This window comes from uncultured Reyranella sp. (genome assembly GCF_945957355.1).
Taxonomy (GTDB): domain Bacteria; phylum Pseudomonadota; class Alphaproteobacteria; order Reyranellales; family Reyranellaceae; genus Reyranella.
Genome location: NZ_CAMFKM010000001.1, coordinates 23,365 through 48,935, shown reverse-complemented (window position 1 = coordinate 48,935; position 25,571 = coordinate 23,365). Strand labels below are relative to the sequence as shown.

The 25,571-nt window shown below is 59.9% G+C and carries 24 protein-coding genes and 6 pseudogenes; 21 read left to right on the top strand and 9 right to left on the bottom strand.

Annotation, left to right across the window (positions count from 1 at the left end):
• The first annotated feature begins 23 nt into the window (after positions 1–23).
• The 6 genes and pseudogenes from Q0Q48_RS00240 to Q0Q48_RS00215 all read left to right on the top strand — a co-directional run.
• Complete coding sequence (locus Q0Q48_RS00240) at positions 24–1,301, top strand: adenylate/guanylate cyclase domain-containing protein (RefSeq protein ID WP_295132087.1); 1,278 nt, start codon at positions 24–26, stop codon at positions 1,299–1,301.
• A complete protein-coding gene (locus Q0Q48_RS00235; RefSeq protein WP_068190277.1) occupies positions 1,298–1,663 on the top strand; it encodes a hypothetical protein in 366 nt (121 codons plus the stop codon). Before Q0Q48_RS00240 ends, Q0Q48_RS00235 begins: the two co-directional genes overlap by 4 nt.
• Positions 1,664–1,672: 9 nt before the next feature.
• Positions 1,673–3,718 carry a heavy metal translocating P-type ATPase gene (locus tag Q0Q48_RS00230; RefSeq protein ID WP_082751690.1) on the top strand — a complete coding sequence of 682 codons (2,046 nt, stop codon included), beginning with the start codon at positions 1,673–1,675 and terminating at the stop codon, positions 3,716–3,718.
• A complete protein-coding gene (locus tag Q0Q48_RS00225; protein WP_068190279.1) occupies positions 3,715–3,999 on the top strand; it encodes a helix-turn-helix transcriptional regulator in 285 nt (94 codons plus the stop codon). The genes Q0Q48_RS00230 and Q0Q48_RS00225 overlap by 4 nt, the downstream gene beginning before the upstream one ends.
• Positions 4,000–4,216: 217 nt before the next feature.
• Positions 4,217–4,567, top strand: a complete 351-nt coding sequence (locus Q0Q48_RS00220) for a hypothetical protein (RefSeq protein ID WP_068190281.1) — start codon at positions 4,217–4,219, stop codon at positions 4,565–4,567.
• Between the two features lie 31 nt (positions 4,568–4,598).
• Positions 4,599–4,897 (top strand): annotated as a pseudogene (locus Q0Q48_RS00215) (transposase); the annotation flags it as partial.
• 92 nt (positions 4,898–4,989) lie between these two features.
• Here Q0Q48_RS00215 and Q0Q48_RS00210 read toward each other — a convergent pair.
• The 4 genes from Q0Q48_RS00210 to Q0Q48_RS00200 all read right to left on the bottom strand — a co-directional run bounded on the left by Q0Q48_RS00210 (position 4,990) and on the right by Q0Q48_RS00200 (position 7,949).
• A complete protein-coding gene (locus Q0Q48_RS00210) occupies positions 4,990–5,517 on the bottom strand; it encodes an IS630 family transposase (RefSeq protein WP_295132073.1) in 528 nt (175 codons plus the stop codon).
• A gap of 581 nt (positions 5,518–6,098) precedes the next feature.
• Positions 6,099–6,518: a TatD family hydrolase gene (locus Q0Q48_RS28650; protein ID WP_366915252.1), complete on the bottom strand. Its 420-nt coding sequence runs from the start codon at positions 6,516–6,518 to the stop codon at positions 6,099–6,101.
• 209 nt (positions 6,519–6,727) lie between these two features.
• Positions 6,728–7,075, bottom strand: a complete 348-nt coding sequence (locus Q0Q48_RS00205) for a hypothetical protein (protein WP_295132070.1) — start codon at positions 7,073–7,075, stop codon at positions 6,728–6,730.
• A gap of 160 nt (positions 7,076–7,235) precedes the next feature.
• Positions 7,236–7,949 carry a Spy/CpxP family protein refolding chaperone gene (locus Q0Q48_RS00200; protein WP_295132067.1) on the bottom strand — a complete coding sequence of 238 codons (714 nt, stop codon included), beginning with the start codon at positions 7,947–7,949 and terminating at the stop codon, positions 7,236–7,238.
• Positions 7,950–8,660: 711 nt separating this feature from the next.
• Here Q0Q48_RS00200 and Q0Q48_RS00195 point away from each other — a divergent pair.
• The 7 genes from Q0Q48_RS00195 to Q0Q48_RS00165 all read left to right on the top strand — a co-directional run bounded on the left by Q0Q48_RS00195 (position 8,661) and on the right by Q0Q48_RS00165 (position 14,791).
• Positions 8,661–10,613 (top strand): 2Fe-2S iron-sulfur cluster-binding protein, encoded by a 1,953-nt coding sequence (locus Q0Q48_RS00195; protein ID WP_295132064.1) that lies wholly within the window; start codon positions 8,661–8,663, stop codon positions 10,611–10,613.
• A gap of 1 nt (position 10,614) precedes the next feature.
• Entirely contained in the window at positions 10,615–11,295 is a 681-nt protein-coding gene (locus Q0Q48_RS00190; protein WP_085936522.1) for an iron reductase, read from the top strand.
• On the top strand, positions 11,292–12,032 hold the full coding sequence (locus Q0Q48_RS00185; protein WP_295132056.1) for a class III cytochrome C family protein: 741 nt from the start codon (positions 11,292–11,294) through the stop codon (positions 12,030–12,032). Before Q0Q48_RS00190 ends, Q0Q48_RS00185 begins: the two co-directional genes overlap by 4 nt.
• Before the next feature lie 420 nt (positions 12,033–12,452).
• On the top strand, positions 12,453–12,647 hold the full coding sequence (locus tag Q0Q48_RS00180) for a DUF2933 domain-containing protein (protein ID WP_295132053.1): 195 nt from the start codon (positions 12,453–12,455) through the stop codon (positions 12,645–12,647).
• Positions 12,647–13,339 carry an isoprenylcysteine carboxylmethyltransferase family protein gene (locus tag Q0Q48_RS00175; protein ID WP_295132050.1) on the top strand — a complete coding sequence of 231 codons (693 nt, stop codon included), beginning with the start codon at positions 12,647–12,649 and terminating at the stop codon, positions 13,337–13,339. The genes Q0Q48_RS00180 and Q0Q48_RS00175 overlap by 1 nt, the downstream gene beginning before the upstream one ends.
• A complete protein-coding gene (locus Q0Q48_RS00170) occupies positions 13,329–13,709 on the top strand; it encodes a hypothetical protein (protein ID WP_295132048.1) in 381 nt (126 codons plus the stop codon). The genes Q0Q48_RS00175 and Q0Q48_RS00170 overlap by 11 nt, the downstream gene beginning before the upstream one ends.
• Positions 13,710–13,894: 185 nt before the next feature.
• On the top strand, positions 13,895–14,791 hold the full coding sequence (locus Q0Q48_RS00165; protein ID WP_295132045.1) for a DMT family transporter: 897 nt from the start codon (positions 13,895–13,897) through the stop codon (positions 14,789–14,791).
• A 683-nt stretch (positions 14,792–15,474) separates the two neighbouring features.
• On the opposite strand, the gene Q0Q48_RS00160 is transcribed toward Q0Q48_RS00165, so the two are convergent.
• The 4 genes and pseudogenes from Q0Q48_RS00160 to Q0Q48_RS00145 form a co-directional block, all read right to left on the bottom strand.
• Positions 15,475–16,071, bottom strand: a complete 597-nt coding sequence (locus Q0Q48_RS00160) for a Crp/Fnr family transcriptional regulator (protein WP_295132042.1) — start codon at positions 16,069–16,071, stop codon at positions 15,475–15,477.
• A gap of 1,043 nt (positions 16,072–17,114) precedes the next feature.
• Entirely contained in the window at positions 17,115–17,426 is a 312-nt protein-coding gene (locus Q0Q48_RS00155; protein ID WP_366915251.1) for a DUF1622 domain-containing protein, read from the bottom strand.
• Between the two features lie 110 nt (positions 17,427–17,536).
• Positions 17,537–17,869: pseudogene (locus Q0Q48_RS00150) on the bottom strand (haloacid dehalogenase); the annotation flags it as partial.
• A gap of 124 nt (positions 17,870–17,993) precedes the next feature.
• On the bottom strand, positions 17,994–19,058 hold the full coding sequence (locus Q0Q48_RS00145; protein WP_295132039.1) for an IS481 family transposase: 1,065 nt from the start codon (positions 19,056–19,058) through the stop codon (positions 17,994–17,996).
• A 180-nt stretch (positions 19,059–19,238) separates the two neighbouring features.
• On the opposite strand from Q0Q48_RS00145, the pseudogene Q0Q48_RS00140 reads away from it, so the two are divergent.
• Positions 19,239–19,370, top strand: a pseudogene (locus Q0Q48_RS00140) (adenylate/guanylate cyclase domain-containing protein); the annotation flags it as partial.
• A gap of 68 nt (positions 19,371–19,438) precedes the next feature.
• Positions 19,439–20,390: pseudogene (locus Q0Q48_RS00135) on the top strand (IS481 family transposase).
• A 246-nt stretch (positions 20,391–20,636) separates the two neighbouring features.
• On the opposite strand, the gene Q0Q48_RS00130 reads toward Q0Q48_RS00135, so the two are convergent.
• Positions 20,637–21,005: a hypothetical protein gene (locus Q0Q48_RS00130; RefSeq protein WP_139374054.1), complete on the bottom strand. Its 369-nt coding sequence runs from the start codon at positions 21,003–21,005 to the stop codon at positions 20,637–20,639.
• A 594-nt stretch (positions 21,006–21,599) separates the two neighbouring features.
• Here Q0Q48_RS00130 and Q0Q48_RS00125 point away from each other — a divergent pair.
• From Q0Q48_RS00125 to Q0Q48_RS00100, 6 genes and pseudogenes are all read left to right on the top strand, one after another.
• Positions 21,600–22,354: pseudogene (locus tag Q0Q48_RS00125) on the top strand (IS5 family transposase).
• Positions 22,355–22,778: 424 nt separating this feature from the next.
• Positions 22,779–23,356, top strand: a pseudogene (locus Q0Q48_RS00120) (IS3 family transposase); the annotation flags it as partial.
• Between the two features lie 191 nt (positions 23,357–23,547).
• Positions 23,548–23,922, top strand: coding sequence for a transposase (locus Q0Q48_RS00115; RefSeq protein ID WP_295132032.1), 375 nt, complete (start codon positions 23,548–23,550; stop codon positions 23,920–23,922).
• Positions 23,922–24,518, top strand: a complete 597-nt coding sequence (tnpB, locus tag Q0Q48_RS00110; RefSeq protein WP_295132029.1) for an IS66 family insertion sequence element accessory protein TnpB — start codon at positions 23,922–23,924, stop codon at positions 24,516–24,518. Before Q0Q48_RS00115 ends, tnpB begins: the two co-directional genes overlap by 1 nt.
• 2 nt (positions 24,519–24,520) lie before the next feature.
• Positions 24,521–24,748, top strand: coding sequence for a hypothetical protein (locus Q0Q48_RS00105; protein WP_295132026.1), 228 nt, complete (start codon positions 24,521–24,523; stop codon positions 24,746–24,748).
• 477 nt (positions 24,749–25,225) lie between these two features.
• Positions 25,226–25,543: a TrbI/VirB10 family protein gene (locus tag Q0Q48_RS00100; RefSeq protein WP_295132023.1), complete on the top strand. Its 318-nt coding sequence runs from the start codon at positions 25,226–25,228 to the stop codon at positions 25,541–25,543.
• Positions 25,544–25,571: the final 28 nt, after the last annotated feature.

The window sequence follows — 25,571 nt, the reverse complement described above, 5'->3', positions numbered from 1 at the left end:
ACCTAGCCTCCGAGGAACTCTTGATGAACGTTGAGCGGCGACGCTGGCATCGTGAGCGTCGGTCGGCTTGGCTGCGTCTGGTGGCGCTCGCGATCTTGGTCGTCAACCTCGGCCTTGCCGGTGCGCAGGACACTGGGATCGTCCACGCGAATATTGTAGTCGCTTACGGTTCCCTTACGATCGTAGCCTTGGTCCTCGCGGAACTTCGCAAAGGTCCGAAGTGGCTCTCTTGGATCTACGTGGTGTTCGATGCCCTGCTGGTCGTCGTTCTGTTCCATGAGCACCTTTTCGCACCCGGCAAGGATCTTGATCACGCACTAACAGCGCCATCACTTGCTATCGGATTTGTACTGTTAACACATGCTGCGATGCGCCTGCGGCCGATGCTCGTCTTCCTGTTTTCGGGGATCGTCATTCTCGGGTGGCTGGCACTGCTGACAGTCGCGGTGGAGGCCTACCTGGGCAAGGGTGCGCCTCATGTCCTGGATTGGTCGGCATTCCTTACAGAGGCGGCTCTCGCAGCGGCATTCGGCTTCGCGGCGTTGGTATGCGGTCTGCTTACGCATGACCACAATGTTCTCTTGAAAACGGCCGTCCTGGCCGAGCGGCGGCGCGCCAATCTCAGTCGCTTCTTTTCGCCGACCGTCCTGACGGAACTGCAGGCGACCGGAACTTCGTTGGCTCTTGGCCGCCGCGAAGTGGCGGTGATGTTCGTCGATTTGCGCGGATTCACTAGCCTGAGTGAGTCTATCCCCTTGGAAGCGCTGGCCAGGCTTCTAGCTGAATTCCGGGAACTCGTGACGCGCGAGGTGTTCGCCCATGGGGGAATGATCGACAAGTTCATAGGCGACGGTGTGATGGCGGCTTTTGGCCAACCGAAGTCAACAGCGGACGACGCCGCCCGAGCTTTGGAATGTGCCGTCCACCTAAGAAGCATGCTGCAACGGTGGGCCGCCATGCGGCGGCGGCGGGGTGACGTGGATCCTCGCGCTGGCATCGGCCTTCATTTCGGTACCGCGATAGGCGGCGTTCTCCGTAGCGGGTCGCATGATGAGTTCACCCTTGTCGGTGACGCGGTCAACGTCGCTCAGCGCCTGGAAAGACTGTGCAAGCCACTGGATGCATCAATCGTTGCGTCATGGGAGGTCGTCGAGGAAGGCAGGGGACAAGAGCTAGTCGACTGGAAGTACGAGAACGGAGTTGAAATCGAAGGGCGGAGTAAGCGAATGCGCATCGCTTACGTCTCCAACGAGCAGGGGAGAGTGACGGGGGAATTGATTCAGCAAGGAGTCTGTCGATGAAAGCGCTTGTCTTGATTGCTGCGTTGATCCTCTCGAGTACCTCGTACGCCCAGCACGGCAGAGACATTGTCACTGGTCCTCATGACGGCAAGATGCAGGACATCGCCGGCGTGGAGGTAGAACTACTGGTAGGAGAACGGGAAGTAACGCTGTGTCCGTATGAGCGGAACGTGCCGATTGATATCCGCAACTACAAAGTTGTCGTTACCATCGTTTCGGGATCGAACCGGGAGCGGATCGAGCTTCGGCCAATCACGAGCGGCAGGTTGACAGGTAGCAGTACTTCGGCGCTGCGGCCGTATTCCGCCTTGTCGCTAGAATTGACCCCGCCCAACGGCCCTTCCGCCACTATTAAGTTCTAGGAAGACATCATGGCGACCCAGTCTCCGACGAAGAAAACGCAGAAGCCGCATTCGCATACTGATCCGAGCGATCGGCACGAAGAGAAGGGGAGCGAACACGCGCATTTACATGCGGGTTTCTTTGGTCGGTATGCCGAGCTGGTATTCTCGCTTGTCTGCGGTCTGCTGCTCGGTGTTGGCTTCGCTGCCGAACAGCTGGGCGGGGCACCTGAAGGGGTGTCGGTGGCACTCTATTGTGCGGCATACCTAGCGGGCGGCTTCTACACGGTGCGTGAGGCCTTCGCCAACATCCGGCGTGGGAAGTTTGAGATCGACACGCTCATGCTGGTAGCGGCTGCAGGGGCAGCAATCCTTGGCGCATGGGCCGAGGGCGCATTGCTGCTGTTCTTGTTCAGTCTTGGCCATGCGCTCGAGCACTTCGCGATGGGACGCGCTACCCAGGCCATTGAAGCTCTCGCAAAGCTGGCCCCTCAGACAGCCATCGTAAAGCGCGAGGGTGAAACGCAGGAAGTGTCGGTCGATCAGTTGATCATCGGAGATGTCATCGTTGTACGGCCGAACGAACGCCTTCCGGCGGATGGCTTCGTGGTTCAGGGACAATCGAGTGTCAACCAAGCACCTGTAACGGGTGAAAGCATTCCGGTCGACAAGCAGGCGGTCTTAGACGCTAGCGCGGCTCGCGCCAGGCCCGAAATCATTGCCTCTTCCTCGCGTGTCTTTGCTGGCACGATCAACGGTTCTGGTGCTCTTGAAATCGAGGTCACACGTAAAGCAGGGGACACCGTTTTGGCGAGGGTCGTCAAAATGGTCAGCGAGGCCGAGTCCCGAAAGTCACCGACACAGCGCTTCACCGACAGGTTTCAGAAGTTCTTTGTTCCGGCTGTCCTAATTCTGGCCATCGTACTTCTTGGAGCCGGGCTGATTGTCGACGAGCCCTTTGCCGCAAGCTTTTACAGGTCGATGGCAGTTTTGGTTGCCGCCAGTCCCTGCGCGCTGGCCATCGCTACGCCCAGCGCCGTGCTCTCCGGGGTCGCACGTGCTGCGCGAGGTGGTGTGCTAATTAAGGGTGGCGCGCCGCTCGAAGCATTGGGGGCCGTCCGCGCGATTGCGTTTGATAAGACGGGCACTCTTACTGAGGGAAGTCCGCGCATCACCGATGTCGAACCGCTGGACGGTGCTACTGCCGAGGAACTGCTGGCAGTAGCTGTGGCAGTCGAATCCGTCAGCGACCATCCCTTGGCGCTCGCAATCGTGCGCGATGGCAGTAAACGCCTTGGTAATCGGAAACTGGACCCTGCCGGTGATCTTCAGAGCTTCACCGGTCGCGGGGTGCGGGCCAAGATCGGAACCGATGTCGTCTGGATCGGCAAGGCGGAGATGTTCGGTGCCGACGGCGTACCCGCAATCGGTCAGGAAGCTCAGGCCGCGATCTTATCGCTGCGCGCATCCGGGCGCACAACGATGGTTGTCAAAAGGGGGACTAGGGACCTCGGCGTGATCGGCTTGATAGACGCACCTCGGGCGGGCGCACGTCAGGTCATTGCGCGTCTGCGAGAATTGGGCGTTGGCCGTATGGTGATGCTCTCTGGAGACAATCAGAAGGTAGCAGACGCGATCGCCAGAGAAGTGGGCCTTGATGACGCCCGCGGTGATCTCATGCCGGAGGACAAGGTCACGACCATTGGAACACTTAAGGAAGAAGCACGCCTGATTGCGATGGTTGGCGACGGTGTGAATGACGCTCCGGCTATGGCGTCCTCGACCGTTGGCATTGCGATGGGCGCCGCGGGTTCAGATGTGGCACTGGAGACCGCCGATATTGCATTGATGGCAGACCGTCTGGAACATCTCCCATTCGTCGTCGGTCTCAGCCGCTATACCCGCTCGATCATCCTGCAAAACTTGTACGTCAGCCTTGGGGTGGTGGGATTGCTGGTGCCGGCGACAATCATCGGCCTGGGAATAGGGCCGGCGGTCGCGGTCCACGAAGGATCGACGCTGCTTGTCGTCTTGAATGCGCTGAGAATTTTGGCGTACCGGGGTGATCTCCCGTGAAGAAAGGAGTTCGCCCCGAGCCCGGGTCGTCAGAAACACCGGTCGTCAAGGCTGGCGTCAGCGACTCCCTAGATGTGCATGTGGGGCAGCAGCTCCGTCGGCGGCGCCTCGCCCTGAAAATTCGTTTGAAGAAGTTCAGCAAGGACGCTGGCGTAAGTCAAAAGCAGATCCAGAGATTCGAGAGTGGTGAAAACAGGACAATTGCCCGGCGCCTGTTTGACTTCGCTCGTTTGCTGAACGTTTCTCCGGAATACTTTTTCGAGGATATGGAGAGCCTTTGAGAAAAAGCGCTTACAGGCGCGCTTCGCATGAGGAGGCTGCGTTTGCCATGGGGCATGCCACTCGGGAGTCTATGGCACTCCTGCGCGCGTTCCAAAAAGTGGAGTCCCAGCCTGTTCGCCAGGACGTCCTCTGCATGATCTTGGACCTTGAGGGCATGTAGATGCCGCATCCTGCGGGACGGTAGATTTCACACAAGAGTTGTTGCTGGAGAACAACATGAGAAAGCCAATCTGCTGCATTTTGCTCCTCTCATTGGTGGGGTGTTCTGGCGCGGTGCCGGCATCGGGCGGCACCTCTGACGGAGAACAATTCACAGGAACCTTTACCAAGCGCTCTGATGGGATGGCGGGCGTGGTGAAGCTGAGCAGCAACAGGGGCAGCGCCTGCGAAGGTCGGTGGCATCTAGACGAGGAGTACACGGGCTCTGCTTCCATGACCTGTAGCGACGGTAGAACCGGCACGGTAGAACTCTCGGTGCAATCGGAAAGCGGCACAATGAAGGGGATGCTGGGCGGCAAACCCTTCAAGGGTACCTTCCAAGATCCAGTGCGCGAGATGTCTAGGTAGGCGGAGATGCGTCTACCGCGCACTGGAGATGATGGCCGAGGCGATCCGCTACACACTGTCACGCTGGCAGGGCCTATGCCTGTTCCTCGACGACGGCCGCGTCGAGATCGATAACAACATCGTCGAACGCGCCACCCGCCCGCTCGCCTTGAGCCGCAAGAATGCGCTGTTCGCCGCTCCGATGCCTGCGCCGAACATTGGGCCGTCATTGCCTCGCTAATCGCTACTTGCAGGTGGATCGACGTCGAATCGTACAACGATCTGGCCGACATCATCATCCGCATCGTCGATGGCCATCCCAACAGACGTACCAACTTGCTTAAAGTGTGACGCACGCCCATTTGCGTGTACCGATGGATCGGATGCGACCTGGATGGTTGATAAGGAAGCGCCACGCGGCTGAGCAGGCATCGACGACGTCGTCATAGGTGTCCCAGATCCGCGAGAAAGGAGTTTTCGCGCAAGTAGCGCCAGACGGCTTCCATCGGGTTGAGTTCCGGCGAGTATGGCGGCAGGGGCAACAGGGCGATGCTGTCGGGCACGCGTAATCGCCTGCCGGTCTGGTGCCAGCCGGCCCCGTCGCAGATCAGCACGGCATGGGCCTGCGGCGAGACCTCTTCGCTGATCGCCTTCAGAAGATGGCTCATCGCCTCGGCGTTGACCTCCGGCATGACGACCATCGCGCCGACGGCGCGGTCGGGACAGATGGCGCCAAAGAGGTAAGCCGAGGCGTACCGGTTATTGCGCACCATCAGCGGGCGCGGGCCGACCGGCGCCCAGATATAGGCGTAGGCCGGCTTGTAACCGACCTGCTTGCCGCGATTGCGCTTCAGCTCCCGAGAGATGCTCGATGGCGCGCGATCCAGAGCTGCCGCCGATCTGGCGGGTCGAATAGCCGGCCTCGTGTAGCCCGGTAACCTGGCACCGCTCTTCAAGGCTGAGGTGATCATATCGTTTTCCCATTGCAAAACCATAAGCTGGTGTTGCACTTCGTTTGTGAGTACAGGGGCGACTTCGGACCCACGAGCGAGGGTTACGTGCGTTACTGGATTTCGTCGGTGATGAACGCTCCGCGCGAGAGCGAGAACGTGAGGACGTACTTTAAGGATACCGGCGAATTTCGGATGGTCACGGGCTCGCCTATCATCACCTACAGTAGTTCCCTCAAACGTGGCGTCGACCTTGCCATGGAGTTTCCGCGCCTGGGCGTTCGTTTTGCGCCGAGCCAACCTCGTCTTTAGTCATTTCCGTGCCCTGCCTATACGCGGGGCGGAACTCGGCTTCGCTTGCTTCGACGACGTGCGGTTTCCAGTGGCTGGTGAGGCCGCCCGTCCGCCCAACTTCTCTTCAATCGCACGCTGCGAGACTGGCCTGCCGACGCCCAGGAGGCTTTCTTGACCAAGGTATTGGCAAAGGCGTTCCGGCTGTTCGGCGCGACTCCTTTGCCGAATGCCGTGCCGCGAAGTGCCTGGGCAACAATGATCCTGAACGCGGTCGGACCTCTCCTTGCGTGAACCTCGTCGGTGACCGCTTAGTAAACGTGGACCGTTTCGAGCGCCCCCTGAGTCAACGATGTTGGTTGCAAACATGTACACAGTAAAGACTGGGGGTTGGTGTGGATCGCTCCGGTGACCGCTTCCTTAGGCAAGTTGCGAGCGCCGGCAATCGCCCCGACCGCCGCTCGCACATCCGCTGGCTCCGGCGGGCGGCCGTCGACTTGGGAGAAAGGACCAACGGTCTCCGTCACGATCCGATTCAACGGAAGGTCGGCGAAAAGGGTGCGACCGTGCTCGGGGCGGATCATTTGCGCATTGACCGAGATGTAGCATCCCAATGCGGCGGCGCGCCGTGCTTCGCTCCTGCTGCCCGTAAAGCAGCGGAGCACGACCGCACTACGATCCTGTGGCAGATGTCGTTTGACCATGTCCAAGACTTTGAGGACGCTTCTCACACTATGGACAATGAGAATTCTGTCCCTCGCTTCCGCGCACCTCTGCAAGATATGTCAAAAGACGCTCATCTGCGCTTCAAGCGAAGGTGCTGCTCCCATAAGGATACTGCACCGGCGCGCATTTGGACCAGCGACAGGCCTGCCTTGCCTCCGGTCGTTGACCGCGCGCCCGCATCCTTTCCGGGAATTGAGCCATCGACGATGAGGAATTACTTGCACCAATTCTGCTCGATCGCCCGATCGCGCGCTGCCTCCGCCGCTGCGCCGGCTGCCGATTGAAGCACGTGGTGGTAGACCAACGAGATGGAGTCGAGGATCAAACTCTCCAGAGTTGGCTCGAAGGAGCGAAGCAACGATTCGCTGCAGCCGGTGCATTCTTGTACCGACAGCCAGATCACGCTTGGCCGGGGCTTGGACGCAAGAGCTTGCGCAATCACTTCCGCGCTTCCCGCCGGCAAGGCTAGCACCGAGCTCATGTACCCACAGAACTTCAGGAAGCCGCGCCGTGATACACCTTGGCTTCGTAATTCTTCGTAGAGCGATGGACGGGCTCCCATGGCGCCGCCTCCTTCCGACTAGCGACGGTCTCTTAGTTGGCTTTTGGCGACACCAATGCGGTAAGAAAACGATATCGCGCCCCCTGCTGAGGTTGGGGGATACTGGGTTTACATCAGCCGAGGACGCGATATCGCCGGGGGGCCACGGTGCGCTCGCTTGCTACCGAATGCCCATGTGCGGCGCGATGAGTTCGTTGGCGATTTTCTTCTGCTTGTCGTCGAGTGCCGCATAGAGCTTCGCGTAGGCGGACTTCAACGCCTTCACGCTTTCCAGGCGCACCGTGAGCCAGCGCTCTTGATCGTCCAGTCGGTCGGCGGCGGTTGTCGTGGTCCGCTGCGGCTGGCCTTTTTGGGCGTATTCGACGCGCTTTGCATTCGTTCGCATAACGGTCGCAAACTCGGTCCATGCCGGCATCTGCGGTTCGGTGATCTTCAGCTCAGCATGAAGGTAGGCGATGCGACCGTCGATGTGGTCCGTGGGCAGATCCATCATGCGGGTTTGCATCATCATCTGCATCATCTGGGGGCCCATCATGGCTCCGGGTCCCATTGGCCCAGCCACTTGACCCTGCACGCCAGGACCTTGCATCGCTCCGCACTGTCCGCCAGAGCAATCACCAGGTGTCTGCATGTTCTGCATGCCCGAGCCTCCCATGTTATGGCCTTCCATGCCCATGCTCTTTCCCTGGCTCTGCATGCCCTGGCCTTGCCCGCCTTGGCCCTTCATACCCTTCATGCCCTTATCGTCGTCCATCATCTGCGCAACGACGGTCTTTGTCGGATCGAGGGTCTGCGAAGAACCGATCGCCGGGGCAAGTACGATGGTCGCCATCGTCGCTAGGCTTGCAGCAGACAAGAAGTTCATACGTGTCATGGGAGTTCCTTTCTTCTGAAAGCCAGTTTGTCAGCTACGTGGTTGCCTGCTCTTTCGCAGCGGCGCGGAACGCGGGGCAGTCGGGCGTCCTCTAAGTTGAGGCAATGCCGTTCGTGGCCAGTGACGTAGCAATATGTGTTTGAGCGGTTCCGGGCGGTCGGCGTGCTTTCACGTCAATCCCCCTCTAGAGCCAGCCTTCTGGCCGTGCCGTGCCTCGTTGCGATGCATTTGAAAGTATTCGGCCGACGAGGCTGATCACGCTGTCCCATTTGGGACACGTGCGCGAATTTTGCGGCGGGCTCGTACAGGGACATGCGGCAAAGCAATAGGCCGCCCGTTTCTGCGCCGGACATCTCAGGGGCCGAGGCTATTGCGGTGGGAGTGAACTCGCCAAGCTTGATGCCCTAAGCGATCGCGACAGTCCCAGGTCGAGCAGATTGAGGGGGCGCCATTGAGGGCCCGGCAGGCGGCAGATCACGCTAGAAATCTGCATATGTGTCTCAAATTGGACAGCGCAATTCGCCTCGTTGATCAATAGACGCAGAACCGATGCGGAAAAGGTCGGGCAGTAGGCAAGGATGCTTGTAACCATGCGGGGCAGGGTTGTTCATCCTGAAGTCAACGTCGCTCGTCAATCTGTTGAAGGGGCAACGCGTGCAGAGCGTCCAGCAAAGGTGTGTCAAGAACATCGAGTAATATTGGGAAGCAGCGGTGAAGAGTGAATATCCGCCGGCCCGCAATAAGGCGATGCGCCGTGGCTTGATGCTTCTGGCGGTAGCCGTTTTTGGAGGTGCAGCTCCCGCTGCTGCACAGCCCGCAGATTCCCATTCCGAGCATCATCCCGGTCAGACGCCGTCCGCTCCGTCTGCCGGCCAACCGGCACCATCATCCGCCGGCGGCATGGAGATGATGGGCACGATGATGGGCGGCCCACCCAGAAAGCAGCTCTATCCCCAGCTGATGGAGTTGCCGGTCATGACCCCGGAAGCCCGTCTCAAGATAGAGACGGACGCGCGAGCCCGAATTGTCGCCGGCAACGCGGCACTCGTACAGGGGCAGGACGATTATCACCGCGCTGCGATGAATAATGACGCGGCCGCAATGTCAGCCGCCTTGTCTCGCCAGCGTGCTGCGTTGGCAGAGATCGAGAGCGGCACATCAGCGTTGCGTGCGCTCGCAGAGGGGAGTCCGCCCCACGAGATTGCCTTGAGCTGGTTCCGTGACCAGATGAATCTCGCTCGGCCGACCTCGCCAGTACAAGAAGAGGTTGGACCGCTCAACCTGTCTTGGTTCCACATCGTCTCCATGACGGTGGTACTGCTGTTCGCGCTGACGATGCTTGTCGTCGGTGTTGGGCGTCGACATCGCTCGCTTGCTTTGGTCAATCGTTTGACTCGACCAGCCGGCCCCCAACCAGCGCAGGGTCGTGCGCCCGTACCGATCTCTGCCTCCCCTACGCCCACGACTCCAGCGGTATCCCCTCCACCACCGCCGTCGACAAAGGTCCAGCAGTCACCTCCGCTACCATCGCCTCCAACGTCTATATCGACATGGTCCGGAACGCTGCGCGTCGCCAGCATTGTTCGTGAAACACCTCTCGTAAAGACCTTCCGGCTGGTTGAGCCAGGAGGTGGCGCTATCCCGTTCTCCTATGCCCCCGGCCAGTTCTTGACTTTCTCAGCGCAGATCGACGGCAGACTGGTGCGCCGATCCTACACGATCGCCTCGCCACCAACACGGACCTCGTACGTGGAGGTCACCGTCAAGCGCGAGGAGGAGGGGGCGTATTCACGCTTCCTGCACGACAGCGTCGTGCCTGGCAGCGTGCTGCAGCTTCGTGGCCCCTCGGGTGTGTTCACCTTCGATGGGGGAAACGCCGAAAGTATCGTCCTGATCGCCGGCGGCGTCGGTATCACGCCCATGATGTGCGTGATCCGCTATCTGACGGACATGAGCTGGCCAGGCGAGATCTTCCTGATCCTTGCTGCACGGAACACCGACGAGCTGATCTTCCGTGAAGAGCTCGAGTACCTGCAGTGCCGTCATCCCAAGCTTCATGTTGTGGCGTCGGTCGGCGCGAGGTCGGAAGGATCAGCATGGATGGGCTTGGAAGGCCAGATAACGAAGGACGCACTCGCCCATGCAGTACCTTCACTAGAAAGTCGACGCGTGCACCTGTGCGGTCCACCGCCCATGATGGAGGCTATACGGCGCATCCTGAGCGAATTGGGTGTGCCAGCCAACCAGGTCAAGACTGAAGCTTTTGGTCCGGCCACCGGGGCCGTGCCGCCGCCGCGTCCTCTGCCGCCCCCACCGCCACCTTTGATGGTGACGGAGCTTGTCGAGCGGGTCGAGGCTGCCACACCTCCGTTGATGGAATCCATACCGGTGGCGGGTCCGGCGACGGCGACCATCTCCTTCGACCGGTCTCACAAATCAGCGCCTCTCCCGCCCGACAAGACGGTCCTTGAGGTGGCGGAGTCGATCGGCGTGCCGATCGACTATTCCTGCCGCGTAGGGACCTGTGGCCTCTGCAAGACCAAGTTGCTGGCTGGTCAGGTTGCTATGGAGGTTCAAAACGCGCTGACGGACGACGATAAGGCGTCCGGGATAATACTCGCCTGCCAAGCCCATTCTCTGGGCGACATCACGGTCGACGCCTGACATGGGCGACAAAGAGCGAGTTGTCGTCCTGGCGCTCGGAACACTGCTGCTCTTCCTTGCGCCTGGCTATCTCTTGCACGTTTCGCCGCGCTTTGCGGGCAGCCTGGCCGGCGGAGTACTGGGGATCATGGCAGCAACTTTCATGCTGCTGGCGCTCGTCTACCCCGCCGTCAAGTACATCGGTTGGCTGAAAGTTCGCGTGACGCGGCATGTTTCGCTGGGCCGCCTTCTTAGCTTCCACATCTACGGCGGGCTTCTAGCATCCCTGATTGCCATCCTGCATTCGGGACACAAATATCAAAGCGGCCTGGGCATCGCGCTGATTGCGGATATTGTGATTGTGATCGGGACGGGCTTTATCGGCCGTTACTATCTTGCACATCTCGGGACGGAAGTACGCCGGCAGCAGGCGCTGCTCGGGACGTTACGCACGGCCTATGATCGCATCGCGCTTCACCTCGGGCGCCAAGCCACTGTCGGCGCAGCCGCACCGGATGTCCCTATCCTGACACTCGTCGATGCGATTGCAGACATCGAATACTCGCTCGGGATGCGCGACACCGCCAAACGTATCGCCGGTCGATGGATTGTCGTCCACATCGTCGCGTCGATTCTAATGTACGGGCTCCTGTTGCTGCATATCGGCGGGGGCATCTATTATGGGCTGCGGTGGCTTCCATGAAATGGAAGGCGCTTATTTACCTATCGCTTGTAACGGCGACTGTCGCCAGCTCTATCATAGCTGTCGGTACCGTCTATCGTAAGGGATCGGCCAGCTTGCCTCACTGGGCCACATTGGTGAGGCCGGGCGCCCTTTCAACCAAGCATGCCTTTCTCTCCAATCAGTGCGAGGCGTGCCATACGCCGGTCAAGGGCGCGGAAGCCGCAGCCTGCATCTCATGTCATGCGGCCGACGCTACGACGCTCGCCCGCGAATCGACGGCCTTTCACGCGACCATTCAGACCTGTGCGACATGCCACGTCGAGCATTTGGGTGAAGTCCGTCCGACCCGCATGGACCACGATGCTCTGATCGCAATTGGGCGCTCGAGGCTTGTGAACCAACCGTCTCCCTGGTTTGCGCCACTGTCGGGTCACGCGTCCACTGACCTGGGCACGCTCGATTGCTTCGCCTGTCACAGCAACCGCAGTCCGCACCGCGACCTGTTCGGTAAGGAGTGCGCTGCCTGCCATTCGACGGTGACGTGGAATGTGGCCGGCTTCAAACACCCGTCGCCCAGTTCGACCGAGTGCGCGCAGTGCCATCAAGCTCCGCCCAGTCATTACATGGGTCACTTCGAGATGGTCTCGAAGAAGGTGGCGGGCCAAGAGCATGCCCGGGTCGAGCAATGCTATCTCTGCCATCAAACTGATGCTTGGAACGACATCAGGGGGGTGGGCTGGTACAAACATCACTAGGGGAGTGGACATACGGAAAAGAGAAGAGGGCTCGACGCTTCGCATTGTTGCGCTCAAGCGAATACCTCTGGCGATGTCCCAAATTGGATATCAGCGAAGGGTGAACTACCAGTAAGGTTCATCCCTCATCGCTCAAACCGTATTTCGTTGGTGGTTTCGGAACCTTGGTCCGCTGTTTAACAATCACGGGCTCCTGCATTCTCACAAGCCCCCGACTTGCGGCTCATCTACCATGGTCAATGGCAAGACGCCCAGCCATTCGCGGATCTACAGCGCGCGCCAGTGCACGCGTTCCTCAGAAGGGGCCACGCTCGAAGCGCCCAACGACTTCTGGCGGCGCGCCTCGATCAACACAGAGGGGCCGACCGACAAGTGGATCATACAAATAAGCCAGCTTGGTGGCGTCAACCGTTCCCGTGGGTGCTGATCGGCTTCCTCGCTGCAGGCGGCTTTCTCCTGCTTACCGAACACCGAGCGCACGTTCTAGGTGTTCTGCCCTTCCTCGTTCTCTTGCTGTGTCTTGTGATGCATCTCTTCATGCATTATGGGCACGGCGGTCACGGCGGGCAGCGACGCAACGCTGATGATCGGCTTGACGAAACCCATCCCGACTGATGACGAAGGCGATCTTGCAAGATCACTCTCCTGCCTGTGGGCTCAGGTCTCTGGTCATCGTCAACTCGGTGATCTTCATCGAATTCGCCTTCACCTTTTTCAAGCCGCATACAGGGCGAGACTGGCGTTCCTTTGGCGCCTTCAGTGCCTTCTTGGTTGCCCTGTTCGCCGAAATGTATGGCTTTCCGCTGACGATCTACGTCTTGTCAGGCCGGTTGCAGAGTCGATTCCCTAATGTCGACTGGTTCTCCCACGACGCCGGTCATCTTCTCGAGATGATGTTTGGCTGGCAGGCTAATCCACACGCCGGCCGGTTCCACGTGTTGAGCTTCCTCTTCATCGGTGCGGGCTTCTTGCTGATATCAGTAGGCTGGAAGGCGCTCTATCAGGGCCAACGACAGCACCAGCTGGTCACGACTGGCGTTTATGGATACATGCGTCATCCCCAATACGTCGGCTTCATCCTTGTGATGTATGGCTTCCTGCTTCAGTGGCCGACCTTGTTGACTCTGGGGATGTTCCCCGTACTCGTCTTCATGTATGTGCGCTTGGCTCGCGTCGAGGAGCGGGCTGCCGCCGCCGAATTCGGCAGTCTGTATGAACGCTATCGACGCGACGTTCCTGGCTTTGTCCCGCGGCTATCGAGACTCTTTTTCGTACCCTCTCGCCGGACTGCGAACGATGAAGAATGAGCGACAATCGGGACATCCGGGCAGGAAAGGCATCAGCAGCGCGATATGCCTCGGAGTCTTGGTCATTGCGACTATCGCCCTGCCTGGTATTGCACGGGCCACTGACACATGCCGCAAGGCGCTTGATGACTTGGTATCAGAGTGGCGATCCATCGCCGTGCCAGGCAAGCCCGAGCCGCCCGATCACGTCCATACACCGCTCGAGGTCTGGTATATGCGCGGCCAACTACGGCTGGCGCTCCGCTTGTGCGAAGAGGACAAAGACCATGAAGCCATGCTGCGAATGGATCTCGTAAGAGCTTGGCTCAGGCTTCCGGAAGTGCGCCATCCGGCCGATCACCGCTATCGCTATGACGACGATCGTCGCTGAGTCGGATTCGCAGGTTCGCCGCTTGTCGGGTGTCTGACGATCGCCGGAGGGAGGGGAGGCGCTCGCCAACTGAAGCCCAGATCCCTTTATCGACAACCATTGATTTTACCTGAAGCCGGGCGAGGTCGCGTGCAGCACATGCTCCGCGCTCCATGGGTCTTAGAGGGCAAGATGACTTGCGTCGCATGAGCCATTCCACCTCAACGTTGGACAGGTTTGGTCTTACCATCGTTGCAGCATTGGAGGCCCTCTGCTATCCGCTCATTTTCATGGGTGCGAGCAGTGCTCCGCATTTGACTTTCGCCGCCCTAAGAGCATTGGTTGCTGGCGCAGTATTGGCTGGAGTTGCGATCCGCTTTGGTCGCCCGATACCTCGTGAACCGCGTACGTGGGCATATCTCGCGCTCATCGGCGTCGGAACGATAAGCTTTGGCTACCTGGGAATGTTCAGAGGTTCCGAGTTTGTTTCGCCTGGTATGGCGACCACGATTACTCACGTGCGGCCGTTCATTGCCGCTCTATTGGCATATCCGCTCCGGGCGGAGAGGCCGACTTCCCTTCAGGTCATCGGTCTGATGCGCGGTTTTGGGGGCGTTCTCGTTATTGCCATCCCACCTTGGGTGGGCGGTCGCTCCACCGACTTCTCTCTAGGCTTTTCGTACCTCGTGATTGCAGCCACAGGTGTCGCAACTGGCAATGTCCTCACTCGCAAAGTCGCTGGCAACGTTGATCCGATCGTGGCTACGTCTGCACAGTGTCTTTTCGGCTTCATGCCGTTGAGTGTTGCCGCTGTTGTTGTCGAAGATCCGCTGGCCGTTGTGTGGTCCTACAGTTTTGTTGGAAGCCGGCTCGGTCTTGCCTTGGTTGGCACAGCCCTGGTTCGGTGCCTATTGTTTGTACTCCGGAGCCGCGTCCCGCTGCATGAAGGCAATGCCTTCACTTTCTTGACGCCGTTCATCGCACTGGGCTACGGCGCACTGTTCTTCGGAGAGGATATTGAAACCTCTACCTTCTTGGGCCTGCTCGTCGCAGCCTTCGGTATCTTGTTCGTGGAATCACACAGCGCACGCCAAAGGAAGTAACGGACTTAGCGGCCGACACGATTGGTGAGTCGTCAAGGCTACAAGGAGCGGCACAAGAAGAAGGGCGCGGCCTTGGCTGGGGCTAAGCAATTGCGCCAGGAAGACACACGCCTTACCGGTCCACCAGCGATGCTTGTCTCTCTCCTCGTAGAGCCGGTTTGGCGCTTCATTTGCCCGCGGGCGCGCCTCTGTACCTCGCCTTATCGGAGCGGAAGTGTTGCGGCAGTCCCGTCAGGAGGGGGCCCCGGCCTACTGAGTAGGCTTGCCGGTAGCTGGTCCACTCGAATGGTTAGGCGTGGCCGGCATGGTGTGCTGCTGCTGTTGAATCTCCTTCGTTTCACCCGGCTTAGGCGAAGAGGAGTGGCCGTGCGTCCCGGGTCCGGGTTGCGTCCCGCCCCGCATGTGCTGGCTTTTCGTGGCATCGGTTGACTGCGCCCAGGTGACTTGAGTCAACATCATGAATCCTACCGCACTCGCGGCAATTGCTAAGGCAGGTGTCCAACGATTCGTCATGGCAAATCTCCTTCAGCAAAACCTTGGGCCAAGCGTGCGGTTCGCGCTGTCCAATTTGAGACTCGGAACCATGCGTGCAATGACCTCGCGTCAGTGGCCCGGGGCGTCTGGCGCAGGACTAGTGCTGGCTTCGTCGCCAATGAGGCGACGCAATCGAACGCGTCGGCATCTCAATCTATTTCGCCCATTCGTCTCAAACGAGTATGCACCTTTATTGTGCCGGGCGGCAGGTGGCCTCCGTATTCGATTAGGTTGAGACGCCTGAACTTGTTCAGGAAGTAGTTCACTCTTGGGCGCGTTGAGCCGATGAGATTTGCCAGCATCTCCTGCTTGACGTTCGATGTGATGCCGAAGTCGCGACTCCCGTTGCCGACGTTGGCAAGTTTGAGCAGTACGCGCGCCAAACGCTGTTCGGCCGATCCGACGAGCTGGTCGATCAAGGCGGCTTCGGTTTCGAGGCTGTGCGCAACCAGGAATGCTGTAAAAGCGCCGGCGAGGTCTGGCCACTCCCGGAGCAAGTTGGGCATCAAGCTCCTCTCGATCCTCGCGATTTCAGCGTCTTCAACGACAACGGCTGACGTGGTGCGATACGGCTTATTCGCGAGGCATTCCTCGCCACAAAAAGCACCGGGGCCGAGAATCGCGACAAGCCGGTCATCGCCCTTCTCGGTCGTCACCAACCGGTGCACTTGGCCGTAGCCGATGTAAAAGATTGCATCCGCTGCATCCCCCTGGCGGAACAGGGGGCGGCCTGCTGAGTACCTCATATGCGGAAACTGGACACAAAGCTTTGCCAACGGATCATTGACGTACGCGCGTCTAGCAGGGACATCGCCCAAGTGGTCAATCCCGCTCGCCGGACCGAGTGTCTTGTCCCCCATCGGCCCAGAAGGGTCGCTAACGGGACAAGGTTTGGTCTCAAGCTCGCGACGGCGAAGTTGACTGATAGGCGGCTCTGGGCAAGCGCATGGAAGAGCGTCATGGCTCAGGCACGGTTGGGATTTCATAGCTATGCCGTGATCAAGAAGAGAGAGAAGCGCGAACGTGAAGGCGCACGAATCGTCAGATCCGTGTCGTCCCTCAGATGGTCGTACGCGAATTGCCGCCCCGGTGGCCTAAAGGGCCGCCGAGCTTCTGCCTTTCACGACGACGACTGGATCAGAAGATGCGCGGAGGTCTCTCTAGCCGACCTTGCTTTGAGCCGTGCAGCGATGGCGCTACGGTGATAATTGCGCTGAGTGGCAAGTGCCATGTTCGACTGTCGTAGGTTCTGCCGCCGATTGCGGCATGGCAAGCGACCCCGCAGCAGTCGCCGCTAAGATCGACATCCGATGAAATTTCGTTCGGACTACCGATGTCCCGTGGCAGAGCCAAGGCTGTGAATGCCAAGGCAGCCGCTGCTCGCTCTCGCGGTCCAACTGCGTGTGTGGATCGCGAGGCGTCGCCCTGGACGGAATGATCCGCGTGGGTAGGAGCAGCTCGCTGCTCATGATGAACAGGCGAATGAGCCGACGCCGCACCACCAAAGGCGAGTGCGCATATCAAGGCTACGAAGACTATGCCCAAAACGCGCATTCCACATCCGCGTGGTTCAGGGTTGGCCGAACGGCACACAACTGATGGCGCTTCGACTATGCGTCAGAAGCCGAGAGCAAGCCAGTATCATCGACTGTTGCATAAAAAGACCATGCTAAACCTAGGCCCTGTCGGCCCGGTTTTCCTTGATCTGGATCAACGATGTGCGGTTGCGGCTGCCTCGAGCTCTCAAATCGCGGCGTCGGGCTTCTTGCCCCGTTGGTGTTTGGAGAACCTATTCAGTGCGCTTCCATGGCCATCGTCCTTCGATCTCGACTTCGAGCGAAAAGCTCAAGAAGGTTCGTATTGTGATGATCAACCCCAACACGCCGAGACTGTGAAAGGTCGGTGCCAGGGCGACGGTTCCGATGATATCGGCCGCTACGAGGATATCGGCCGCTACGAGGAACTCCAGCCCCAGCAATATGCCGCGGCCGAGATCAGCCAGATAGCTCGGCATCGCGCCATTCCAGCCACTCCTCACCCCCGCCTTGGCGAAAACGTTAGTCGACGCAACTGCCGCGATGACGATGGCCCCCACGCCCACGACTTCAATGATCGTTGCAATCTTGAAAGCAAGACCTGGACCATTGTGGCGCGTGCATCTCCCGTCGACACGACCTCGAATGAGTTCATGGCGGCGGGATCTCCTCGCCCTTACAGATGCAGGGTGCGCAACCGAAGCGCATTGCCGATGACACTCAGCGAGCTCAGCGCCATGGCTGTTGCCGCGATGATAGGCGACAGCAAGATGCCGAAGAGCGGATACAGCACGTCGGCCGCGATCGGCACGCCGGCGGCGTTGTAAACAAAGGCGAAAGACAGGTTCTGCCGGATGTTGCGCATGGTCGCCTGGGACAAACGCCGCGCCTTGACGATCGCCATGAGAGCTCCCTTGAGCAGGGTGACGCCGGCACTCTCGATCGCGCCGTCGGTGCCGGTGCCCATGGCGATGCCGACGTCGGCTGCGGCCGGCGCTGGCGCGTCGTCGCTCATCCGGAGGAAACGACAGAGGCGAGAGGAGGCTAAGCCTGCACTTGATGCTGCCATCGGACTTTACATTGGTTGTTCTGGGACGGTAATCGGCTGACAGTTGCCGCGCCCTGACCGGTAGTCAGGCGGCTTCAGTCTGATCGATGTTCTGCTGGTTGTCCTCCTTCGGGTTGTTGTTTGCGGGGATGCGATCAACGAAGGCCCGTCCGGGTGTGCGGCCGTTCATGCCACGGCCCTGATGCGGCCGCGCGGTATTGTAGGTGACGAGGTAGGCGTCGAGCGCCTCCTGCATCTGCTCGACGGTCTCGAACCAGGTCCTGCGCCCTTCGATGCGGAAGTGCTCGTCGAGTAGCGTGCGATGGAAGCGCTCGACGATGCCGTTGGATTGTGGGCGCCGGACCTTGGTCTTGCGCTGCTCGATGCCTTCGAGTTGAAGGTACAGCTCGTAGGGATGGCGGTCGGGCCGTCCGCAGAACTCTCGGCCATTGTCCGACAATACGGTCTTGATGGGCACGCCGTATTCCTCGAAGAAGGGCACAACATCGGTGTTGAGCAGATGCACGGCAGTCAGCGGCATCTTGTTGGTGTAGAGCCGGCCCCAGGCGAAGCGTGAGCAGCAGTCGATGGCGGTCTGCAGGTAGACCTTGCCGATCGCTTTCAGGTGACCTACGAAGAAGGTATCGACGGCCACCAGATCGCCGCTGTAGTGGGCCTCGATGTGGCGTTCGCGGAACTCGGGGCTGAAGCGTTCGAGCGCGGCGACCTGCTCTTCGTTGAGCTGCACGACGCGGTCGGCCGAGGCCTTCTCCAGTCGCATCAAGCGGTCGTGCTTGCCAAGCAGGCCGTGGCGGCTCCACACGCCGCGCACCCCGCTCGACGAGACCTGGATGCCAGCCAGCGCCAGTTCGCCGGCGACTCGCAGGGCGCCGTGGCAGGGATGGGCCAGGCAATGGTCGAGGATCGCCTTCTCGACGTCCTCGCCGACCCGGTTGGGGTGCGGGTTGCGCGGGCCGGCGATCCTGTCGAGCAGGCCGTCGGCGCCGTAGGTCTGGAAGTTGCGCCGGATCTCGTAGAACTGCTGGCGGCTGTAGCCGACGATGCGGCAGGCCTTGCTGACATTGCCAAGTTGGCCGGCAAGCTCGAGCAAAGTGAGCTTGCGCCGTGCTACCTTCTTCTCCGTGGTCATGTCGTTCTCCGTTCAAGGTTGGATGTGCTTCACAACACCATCCTAACCCCGGCCGAGAGCGGCGTGGCCACACCGGGCGTCGCTGCACTCGGGGCCTTCGGCCCCTCCCTACGCGACACCCGGTGTGGCGCAATCTGTCAGGTCAATATCGTCTCAGTTCACATTGGTCTAAAGACGGCGGGTGTGCTCGAAAGCGGTCAACACTATGAGTTCACCGTCGTCGGCGACGCGGTGAACGTTGCGCAACGCCTTGAGCGACTGGCAAAGAAGCTTGACGCTGTGCTTGTGGTTTCTGCCGCCATCCTGGAGAGGCGTCTGCCTAGATGTTTGAGCCCGGGATTTGATAGTGCTCCCTTGTCGGCCGATTTGAGGGATGCGCTATGAGACAGGTTCTTCACGGCTGCGCCACAACGACAGAGGCGATCCGTCGAGCGATACAGCATCAATCCCAAGACTGTCGCCAAGTGGAGAAAGCGGGATTCCGTCGCTGATCTGAAGACGGGGCCGAAGGACGCGAAGTCGACAGTGCTTTCGATCGAGGACGAGGCGATCATCTTCGCGTTCCGCAAGCAAACGCTCTTGCCACTAGATGATTGCCGCTACGCCCTTCAGGCCACGATACCGCACCTGACCCATTCGTCCTTGCACCGCTGTCTCCAGCGCCACGGCATCTCGCGGCCGCCGGACGTCCAAGACGGCAAGGCCAGGAAGCGCAAGTGCAAGGCCTATCCCATCGGTTACTTCCACATCGATATCACCGAAGTGCGCAGCCAGGAGGGATGGCTCTACCACTTCGTGGCCATCGACCGGACTTCAAAGTTCGCCTTCACCGAGCTGCACGAGAAGGCCACTACGGCCGTATCGAGAGAGTTCCTGCTGCACCTGATCGCCGCTGTTCCCCACAAGATCCATACAGTGCTCACCGACAACGGTTTGCACTTCACCGATCCCCGGGGCACGAGTTGGACGGCAGCGGAGATCAAGGAGTTGATTGCTCGTGGGGAGCCCTTCCGCGCTCACGCCTTCGTATACACGTGCGCCCAGGCTGACATCGACCATCGCCCTACCAAACCCAAGCACCCCTGGACCAACGGCCAGATCTAACGCGTGAACCGAACGATCAAAGAGGCAACGGTCAAACGATTCTACTACGAGACCCACGATCAGCTTCGCAGCCATCTCGCCGACTTCGTTACCGCCTACAACTTCGCCAAACGCCTCAAGACCCTCAAAGACCGCACGACCTACGAGTACATCTGCAAGCTCCGGGCGAAAGAGCCAGACCGATTCACCCTCAACCCGCTCCAGCAAATGCCGGGAGTAAACATCTAGCCGGCCAACCTCATGCCTAGGTCAAAAAATGCCATCTTTGTCACCAGACGGATACCTGGACCGATATCCGAGGTGTCGGATGGTATAGGAACCAAGGGTGCATGAGCGCCGCAACCTGAATTCTACCGCGATGAATCACGGTGTTCCAGGCCGGACAAAAGCCCGCAAGACAACGAAGGGGGACCGTCAATGCTGACGCTCCTTGCGTTGGTGCCTGCGGCGGGGACAGCAATGTCGCTTGAGCAATCAGGTCTTGCTGGCAGGCGGATGCATGTCGCCGTGCGGGCCGATCGTGCACTTGGAACCGGTCGCCGTGGCATCATCGATGATGCCGTTGGCATCGACTGTGAAGTTGATCATGCAGCGTTGTGCTCGAAAAATGACCTGCGACTTCGGCCCCGTCACTGCCTGATTGGTAATCACATACCCGATGGCGCGACCGCCGTCAGAGGTCGGATCGTCGTGATGCGGCTTGCCCCACGACTGGATGAGATGGGCCGAGCTATGGCCGACCCAGTCCTTCACGTTGAGGTCCTTGACCTGCCCAGTGGACATAGGACCGCATGCAGCGGTGACCATCGCAAGACCTAACGAGAAAATTCCTCCGAGTTTCATGTCCCTCATCTCCTTTACGAGTTTGCCACTCACATCAATGCCTCCTTCATATTTCAGGAGATGGCCCTAGCGTTTGAGCCACATCAATCTCCACGCGGGAATAGAGAGAAGGCAAGTGCGATTGTGACAGCACGATTTATGCCAAGGGTCTCGCCGAAGGTGTGTTGCGATTGCATCGGCAACCACCACGAATATGACCGGTTGGTGTCCAATATTGGACTCGTCTTCTGCCAGAAGATTGGCCAACATTCTCAGGTCCGTGTCTGCGGATCTGACGTTGTCGCACGTTGGCGCTTGTCGCAACGACGTTCGGCGTCAGACTTCATGAGAAGCTCTTGCGGTCTTCATTTTGGCGCAGCGAGAAATAATTGCAGTCGTCGTCGGTTTTGAGGCAAGTGGTGACGTTGCCTTAATAGTTGATCGCTCAGTAGCGTGCGGATGCGCTCTGCGGCATTGGGGCATGATCATCGTGGCAATAGCAAGCGTGCGCCTGTTTCAGGCATAGCGCTGGCCCAAACATCTAGGATCGAAACCCAATATAGTTTTTGAGGAGAGAAACGCATAATGATTCTGTGCTGGCAAGGAGCACAGAGGATGCGAAGCAATCTGTTCTGGCTGGACGACGAGCAGTGGTCACGGATCGAACCGCATATGCCAAGCGACGTGCGAGGCAAGGAGCGTGTCGACGATCGACGGGTGATCAGCGCCATCCTGCATCTGCTGAAGAGTGGCTGTCGTTGGAAGGATTGTCCGCCTGAATACGGCCCATACACGATGGTCTACAACCGCTTCGCCCGGTGGGCCGAGCGGAGGGGCGAAGTTGTTCAAGGAGCTTGCCCAGCGCGGTCGGTCGACGGCGACGCAAATGATCGACAGCACGCATGTCAAATTCCCACCGCTCGGCGTTGGGCGCCCGAAAGGGGGGGGCGAAACAGGCGATTGGCCGCTCACGAGGAGGGCGCAATACGAAGATCCACGCACTGGCAGATGCTAAGGGCCATCTTCTTTCCATCCTTCTGACCGGTGGCGAGGCCCACGATTGTCCGCCGGCTCGGCGTCGGATCCGTCGCACCACGGCCGCCGCCAAGCTGCTCGGCGACAAAGCCTACGACAACGCAGAACTGCGGCAGTGGTTAGAAAAGCGCGGCACCAAGTCGGTTGTGCCCAACAGGTCGAATCCAAAGCAGGCCTTCAGCTTCGACAGAAAATCCTACAAGCAACGACACCGCATTGAGAATGCCTTCGGACGTCTCAAGGACTTCCGACGCATCTTCACCTGATACGACAGGTTAGCTCGAAACTTCCTCGCCTCAGTCTGCCTCGCCGCTGCTATCGTATGGTGGATTTAATGAGTCTCGACCCTAGCCACCACGGCCGTGGCATACTGCCACTCTGGAATGAGCAAACCGCTGAGGGCTGAAGCAGCATCCTCAGCCTATGCTTAGGCCAGTGAATGGCCGCAGGTTGGCGGTCACCACGTCGTCGGAATCTCTTTGATGCAGCGTCCCATGTGGACAGGCAGCGTTGCTGCCAGCAAATGGAATGCGCGCAACGATTGGATCCGAGTGACGATTGTCGCAGCATCGCGCGTCATGCAACGGTTGAGCGCAGGGGTGCGACGACAGGCTTATGTCGAATGTACATTCAAACTCTGTCGCCCAACCGTCACATCGGAACTGCTCGGCACCACATAGGGCCGACGGGAGCCATCGGCACCCTTAGCCATATCGTCCTGCGCAACGCCGTTAGTTCGATCGCTCCGTAATGGCGCAGCGTTTGAAGCAGCTCGAGGAGGAGAACCAGCGGCTGAAGAAGCTGGTGGCCGATCTCAGCCTGGACAAGGAGATGCTGCAGGACGTCATCCGGCGCAAAATCTGAGGCGTGGCCGGGAGCGGCAGATGGTCATTCACGTGCGTGTTGCCTGGCAGGTCAGCATCCGTCACGCCTGTCGTGCCTTGCCGGTGGAGCGATCAACCTACCACTACCGCTCGCGACGGACCGGTCAGGCCGCTCTCATCAGGCGCATCAAGGAGATTGCACGGAATCGCGTGCGCTACGGCTATCGCCGCATCCACGTGCTTCTGCGGCGTGAGGGCTGGCAGGTCAACGCCAAGCGGGTGTGGCGCCTGCACCCCGAAGAGAACCTCCAATTGCGCAACAAATCGCCCAGGCGCCGGGTCAAGGGGAAGTCCCGCGAGGGTCGTTCGTCTGCGGCAGCGCCCAATGAGGTGTGGGCCATGGACTTCGTGCACGATCAACTGTTCGACGGGCGCAAGATCCGCGCTTTGACGGTGATCGACACCTTGACCCGCTTATCGCCGGCGATCGAAGTCCGGCAGGCCTGGCGCGGCAGGCTGTCCCTGTCGCCTGACATGTACCTGCCACTTACCTTTGCGTTTACGGAAAGTCGCCATCGATCCAGCCCCACTGCAACATCAGTGTGACCGGGCCCTGTTTCCAGTGGCCTCGACCCCAACAAATAGTAACCCTTCGGCGAAGGCCGCCTTGTCGGGTTTGGGCAGTGGTCTAAGAGACTGTCCTTATGGCAAGCGTTAAGGACAGCCCTGAAGTGATGCGGCTCGAGGTGGTTGAGACCGGCCGTCGTCGTCGCTGGACGGAAGAAGAGAAGCTGCGGATCGTGATGGAGAGCCTAAGCGGCCCGCGCCTGGGCTTGGTGACGGCGCGGCGTTACGGGATAGCGCGATCGTTGCTGGCGACGTGGCGGCGCCGGTTCGGTGTTCAGGCGGCAGGGGCGTCAAGGTTTGTTCCGGCAGTCGTTGTGCCGGAGAGAACGGTATCGCCATCGCCGTCGAGCCGGATGGAGATCGTGGCGACGAGCGGACGTCGGATCATCGTCGACGTTGGCGTCGATGCGGCGGCGCTGAGCCGGGTGCTGGATGTGCTGGAACGGCGCTGATGATCGCGGTGCCGGCCGGAGTGCGGGTGTGGCTGGCGAGCGGCCCGACCGACGTGCGGCGCGGCATGAACAGCCTGGCGCTGCAGGTGCAGCAGGTTCTGAAGCTCAATCCGAACGGCGGTGATCTTTTTGTATTCCGCGGCAAGCGCGGGCACCTGCTGAAGGTGCTGTGGGCTGACGGACTGGGGATGGCGCTGTACATCAAGCGGCTGGAGCGTGGGCGCTTCATCTGGCCGGCACCGGTGGGCGGCGTGGTGGCGATCAGCGGTGCTCAGCTGGCCATGCTCAAGCGCTGGACGTCATTCACCCGCTTCCTCGAGGACGGCCGCATCTGTCTCACCAACAACGCCGCCGAGCGGGCGTTGCGCGGCCTGGCGCTGGGCCGCAAGGCCTGGCTGTTTGCTGGCTCCGATCGTGGTGGCGAGCGCGCCGCACTTCTCTACAGCCTGATCGTGACCGCCAAGCTCAACGACGTCGATCCCCAGGCTTGGCTGGCCGACGTGTTGGCGCGCATTGCCGAGCATCCCATCGTCAGGCTCGATGAGCTGCTGCCTTGGCATTGGGCGCCCCAGAAAGCTATCCTCAACGCCGCCTGACCATGGCTGCCCCGAGCTACGTATTCACCATTGCCAAGGTTGCCGACATTCTGGGCGAGGACGCGGCCATGCTCGAAGAGCTGGCGATCGGCATGGAACCCGAGGATGGTCGTCTCTTCATCGTCGATCTCGATGAAGACACCAGCGTCACCGCCTTCACGCCGTCCGGTGTTGAATACCTCCGCCAGCTGCTGGCCGACTTCAAAGCTCTACTCCCGCCCGCTTCCTGAGGACCAGCCTTCCGCGGGGTTTACCGTAGGGTTACAACAAATATTGATGGACTCGGCGAGATTCGAAGTCACGATCTCTGCCTTCGGGGGCAACGCTCCGACGCCTGGGGACTCTTAAGAAATCAAACTCGTCCGTCCGGTCCGCACCGCCACTCGCCGCATCGTTGTGAAGCGCTGGGTACATTGGTGGATACACTCGGAAATGTTCTTTAAAAAAAGCACGATTCTTCAGTCAGATAGAAGAAAATGCGATTCCGTCTCGGGGCACCATTTTCCATCCGGCCTAGTTCTTAGTTGTCCGCGCTCGTTCGCCGATTGCTCAGAACCCTCGTAAGATCAAGCTTTGAACGTTTATTGGCGTTCGGCACTGTTCGCGACCGTCCGCGAGAATCCGGCTCCTTCGGGTACACTGCGGGGACACGCGGAAGGCCGGGTACAATGACGGCACGATTACCGACGACCATGGCCTGAGCCTCGTTGTGCGGCCCAACGCGACCTCAGGGGGCATGGCTGATCGACGTCTTCGACAGCAAAGTCAGCTTCGGGCAGTCACGTATTCTTCTGGCCTGGACGCGGCTGCTTCTGCCGCAACGGCTATTCGATCATGCTCGAACGACAACCCGGAGCGGATGCCAGCGGGCAGGCTGGTCTGGAAGACGGCGTCGATCATCATTGGGCTCGCTGTTTAACGCGGTACTTCTCTCGACCGTCCTCGCGGTCGGCGCCGAGCTCGGGTCGGACCAGAACGATGGCGATATCGTCCGTGCCTGCGCAGTGGTGCGGGCGACACGCTGAAACAGGCCGGACAGCAAGTGGTGCGGCG

What these genes read in the sequence shown, in the direction of transcription:
- Q0Q48_RS00200 (WP_295132067.1), bottom strand. Translation starts at nt 7,949, where the DNA reads ATGACACGTATGAACTTCTTGTCTGCTGCAAGCCTAGCGACGATGGCG.
- Q0Q48_RS00115 (WP_295132032.1), top strand. Translation starts at nt 23,548, where the DNA reads ATGGCAAGCGTTAAGGACAGCCCTGAAGTGATGCGGCTCGAGGTGGTT.
- Q0Q48_RS00240 (WP_295132087.1), top strand. Translation starts at nt 24, where the DNA reads ATGAACGTTGAGCGGCGACGCTGGCATCGTGAGCGTCGGTCGGCTTGG.
- tnpB (WP_295132029.1), top strand. Translation starts at nt 23,922, where the DNA reads ATGATCGCGGTGCCGGCCGGAGTGCGGGTGTGGCTGGCGAGCGGCCCG.
- Q0Q48_RS00145 (WP_295132039.1), bottom strand. Translation starts at nt 19,058, where the DNA reads ATGACCACGGAGAAGAAGGTAGCACGGCGCAAGCTCACTTTGCTCGAG.
- Q0Q48_RS00130 (WP_139374054.1), bottom strand. Translation starts at nt 21,005, where the DNA reads ATGAAACTCGGAGGAATTTTCTCGTTAGGTCTTGCGATGGTCACCGCT.
- Q0Q48_RS00230 (WP_082751690.1), top strand. Translation starts at nt 1,673, where the DNA reads ATGGCGACCCAGTCTCCGACGAAGAAAACGCAGAAGCCGCATTCGCAT.
- Q0Q48_RS00220 (WP_068190281.1), top strand. Translation starts at nt 4,217, where the DNA reads ATGAGAAAGCCAATCTGCTGCATTTTGCTCCTCTCATTGGTGGGGTGT.
- Q0Q48_RS00105 (WP_295132026.1), top strand. Translation starts at nt 24,521, where the DNA reads ATGGCTGCCCCGAGCTACGTATTCACCATTGCCAAGGTTGCCGACATT.
- Q0Q48_RS00170 (WP_295132048.1), top strand. Translation starts at nt 13,329, where the DNA reads ATGAAGAATGAGCGACAATCGGGACATCCGGGCAGGAAAGGCATCAGC.
- Q0Q48_RS00190 (WP_085936522.1), top strand. Translation starts at nt 10,615, where the DNA reads ATGGGCGACAAAGAGCGAGTTGTCGTCCTGGCGCTCGGAACACTGCTG.
- Q0Q48_RS00165 (WP_295132045.1), top strand. Translation starts at nt 13,895, where the DNA reads ATGAGCCATTCCACCTCAACGTTGGACAGGTTTGGTCTTACCATCGTT.
- Q0Q48_RS00210 (WP_295132073.1), bottom strand. Translation starts at nt 5,517, where the DNA reads ATGATCACCTCAGCCTTGAAGAGCGGTGCCAGGTTACCGGGCTACACG.
- Q0Q48_RS00175 (WP_295132050.1), top strand. Translation starts at nt 12,647, where the DNA reads ATGACGAAGGCGATCTTGCAAGATCACTCTCCTGCCTGTGGGCTCAGG.
- Q0Q48_RS00160 (WP_295132042.1), bottom strand. Translation starts at nt 16,071, where the DNA reads ATGAGGTACTCAGCAGGCCGCCCCCTGTTCCGCCAGGGGGATGCAGCG.
- Q0Q48_RS00185 (WP_295132056.1), top strand. Translation starts at nt 11,292, where the DNA reads ATGAAATGGAAGGCGCTTATTTACCTATCGCTTGTAACGGCGACTGTC.
- Q0Q48_RS00205 (WP_295132070.1), bottom strand. Translation starts at nt 7,075, where the DNA reads ATGGGAGCCCGTCCATCGCTCTACGAAGAATTACGAAGCCAAGGTGTA.
- Q0Q48_RS00235 (WP_068190277.1), top strand. Translation starts at nt 1,298, where the DNA reads ATGAAAGCGCTTGTCTTGATTGCTGCGTTGATCCTCTCGAGTACCTCG.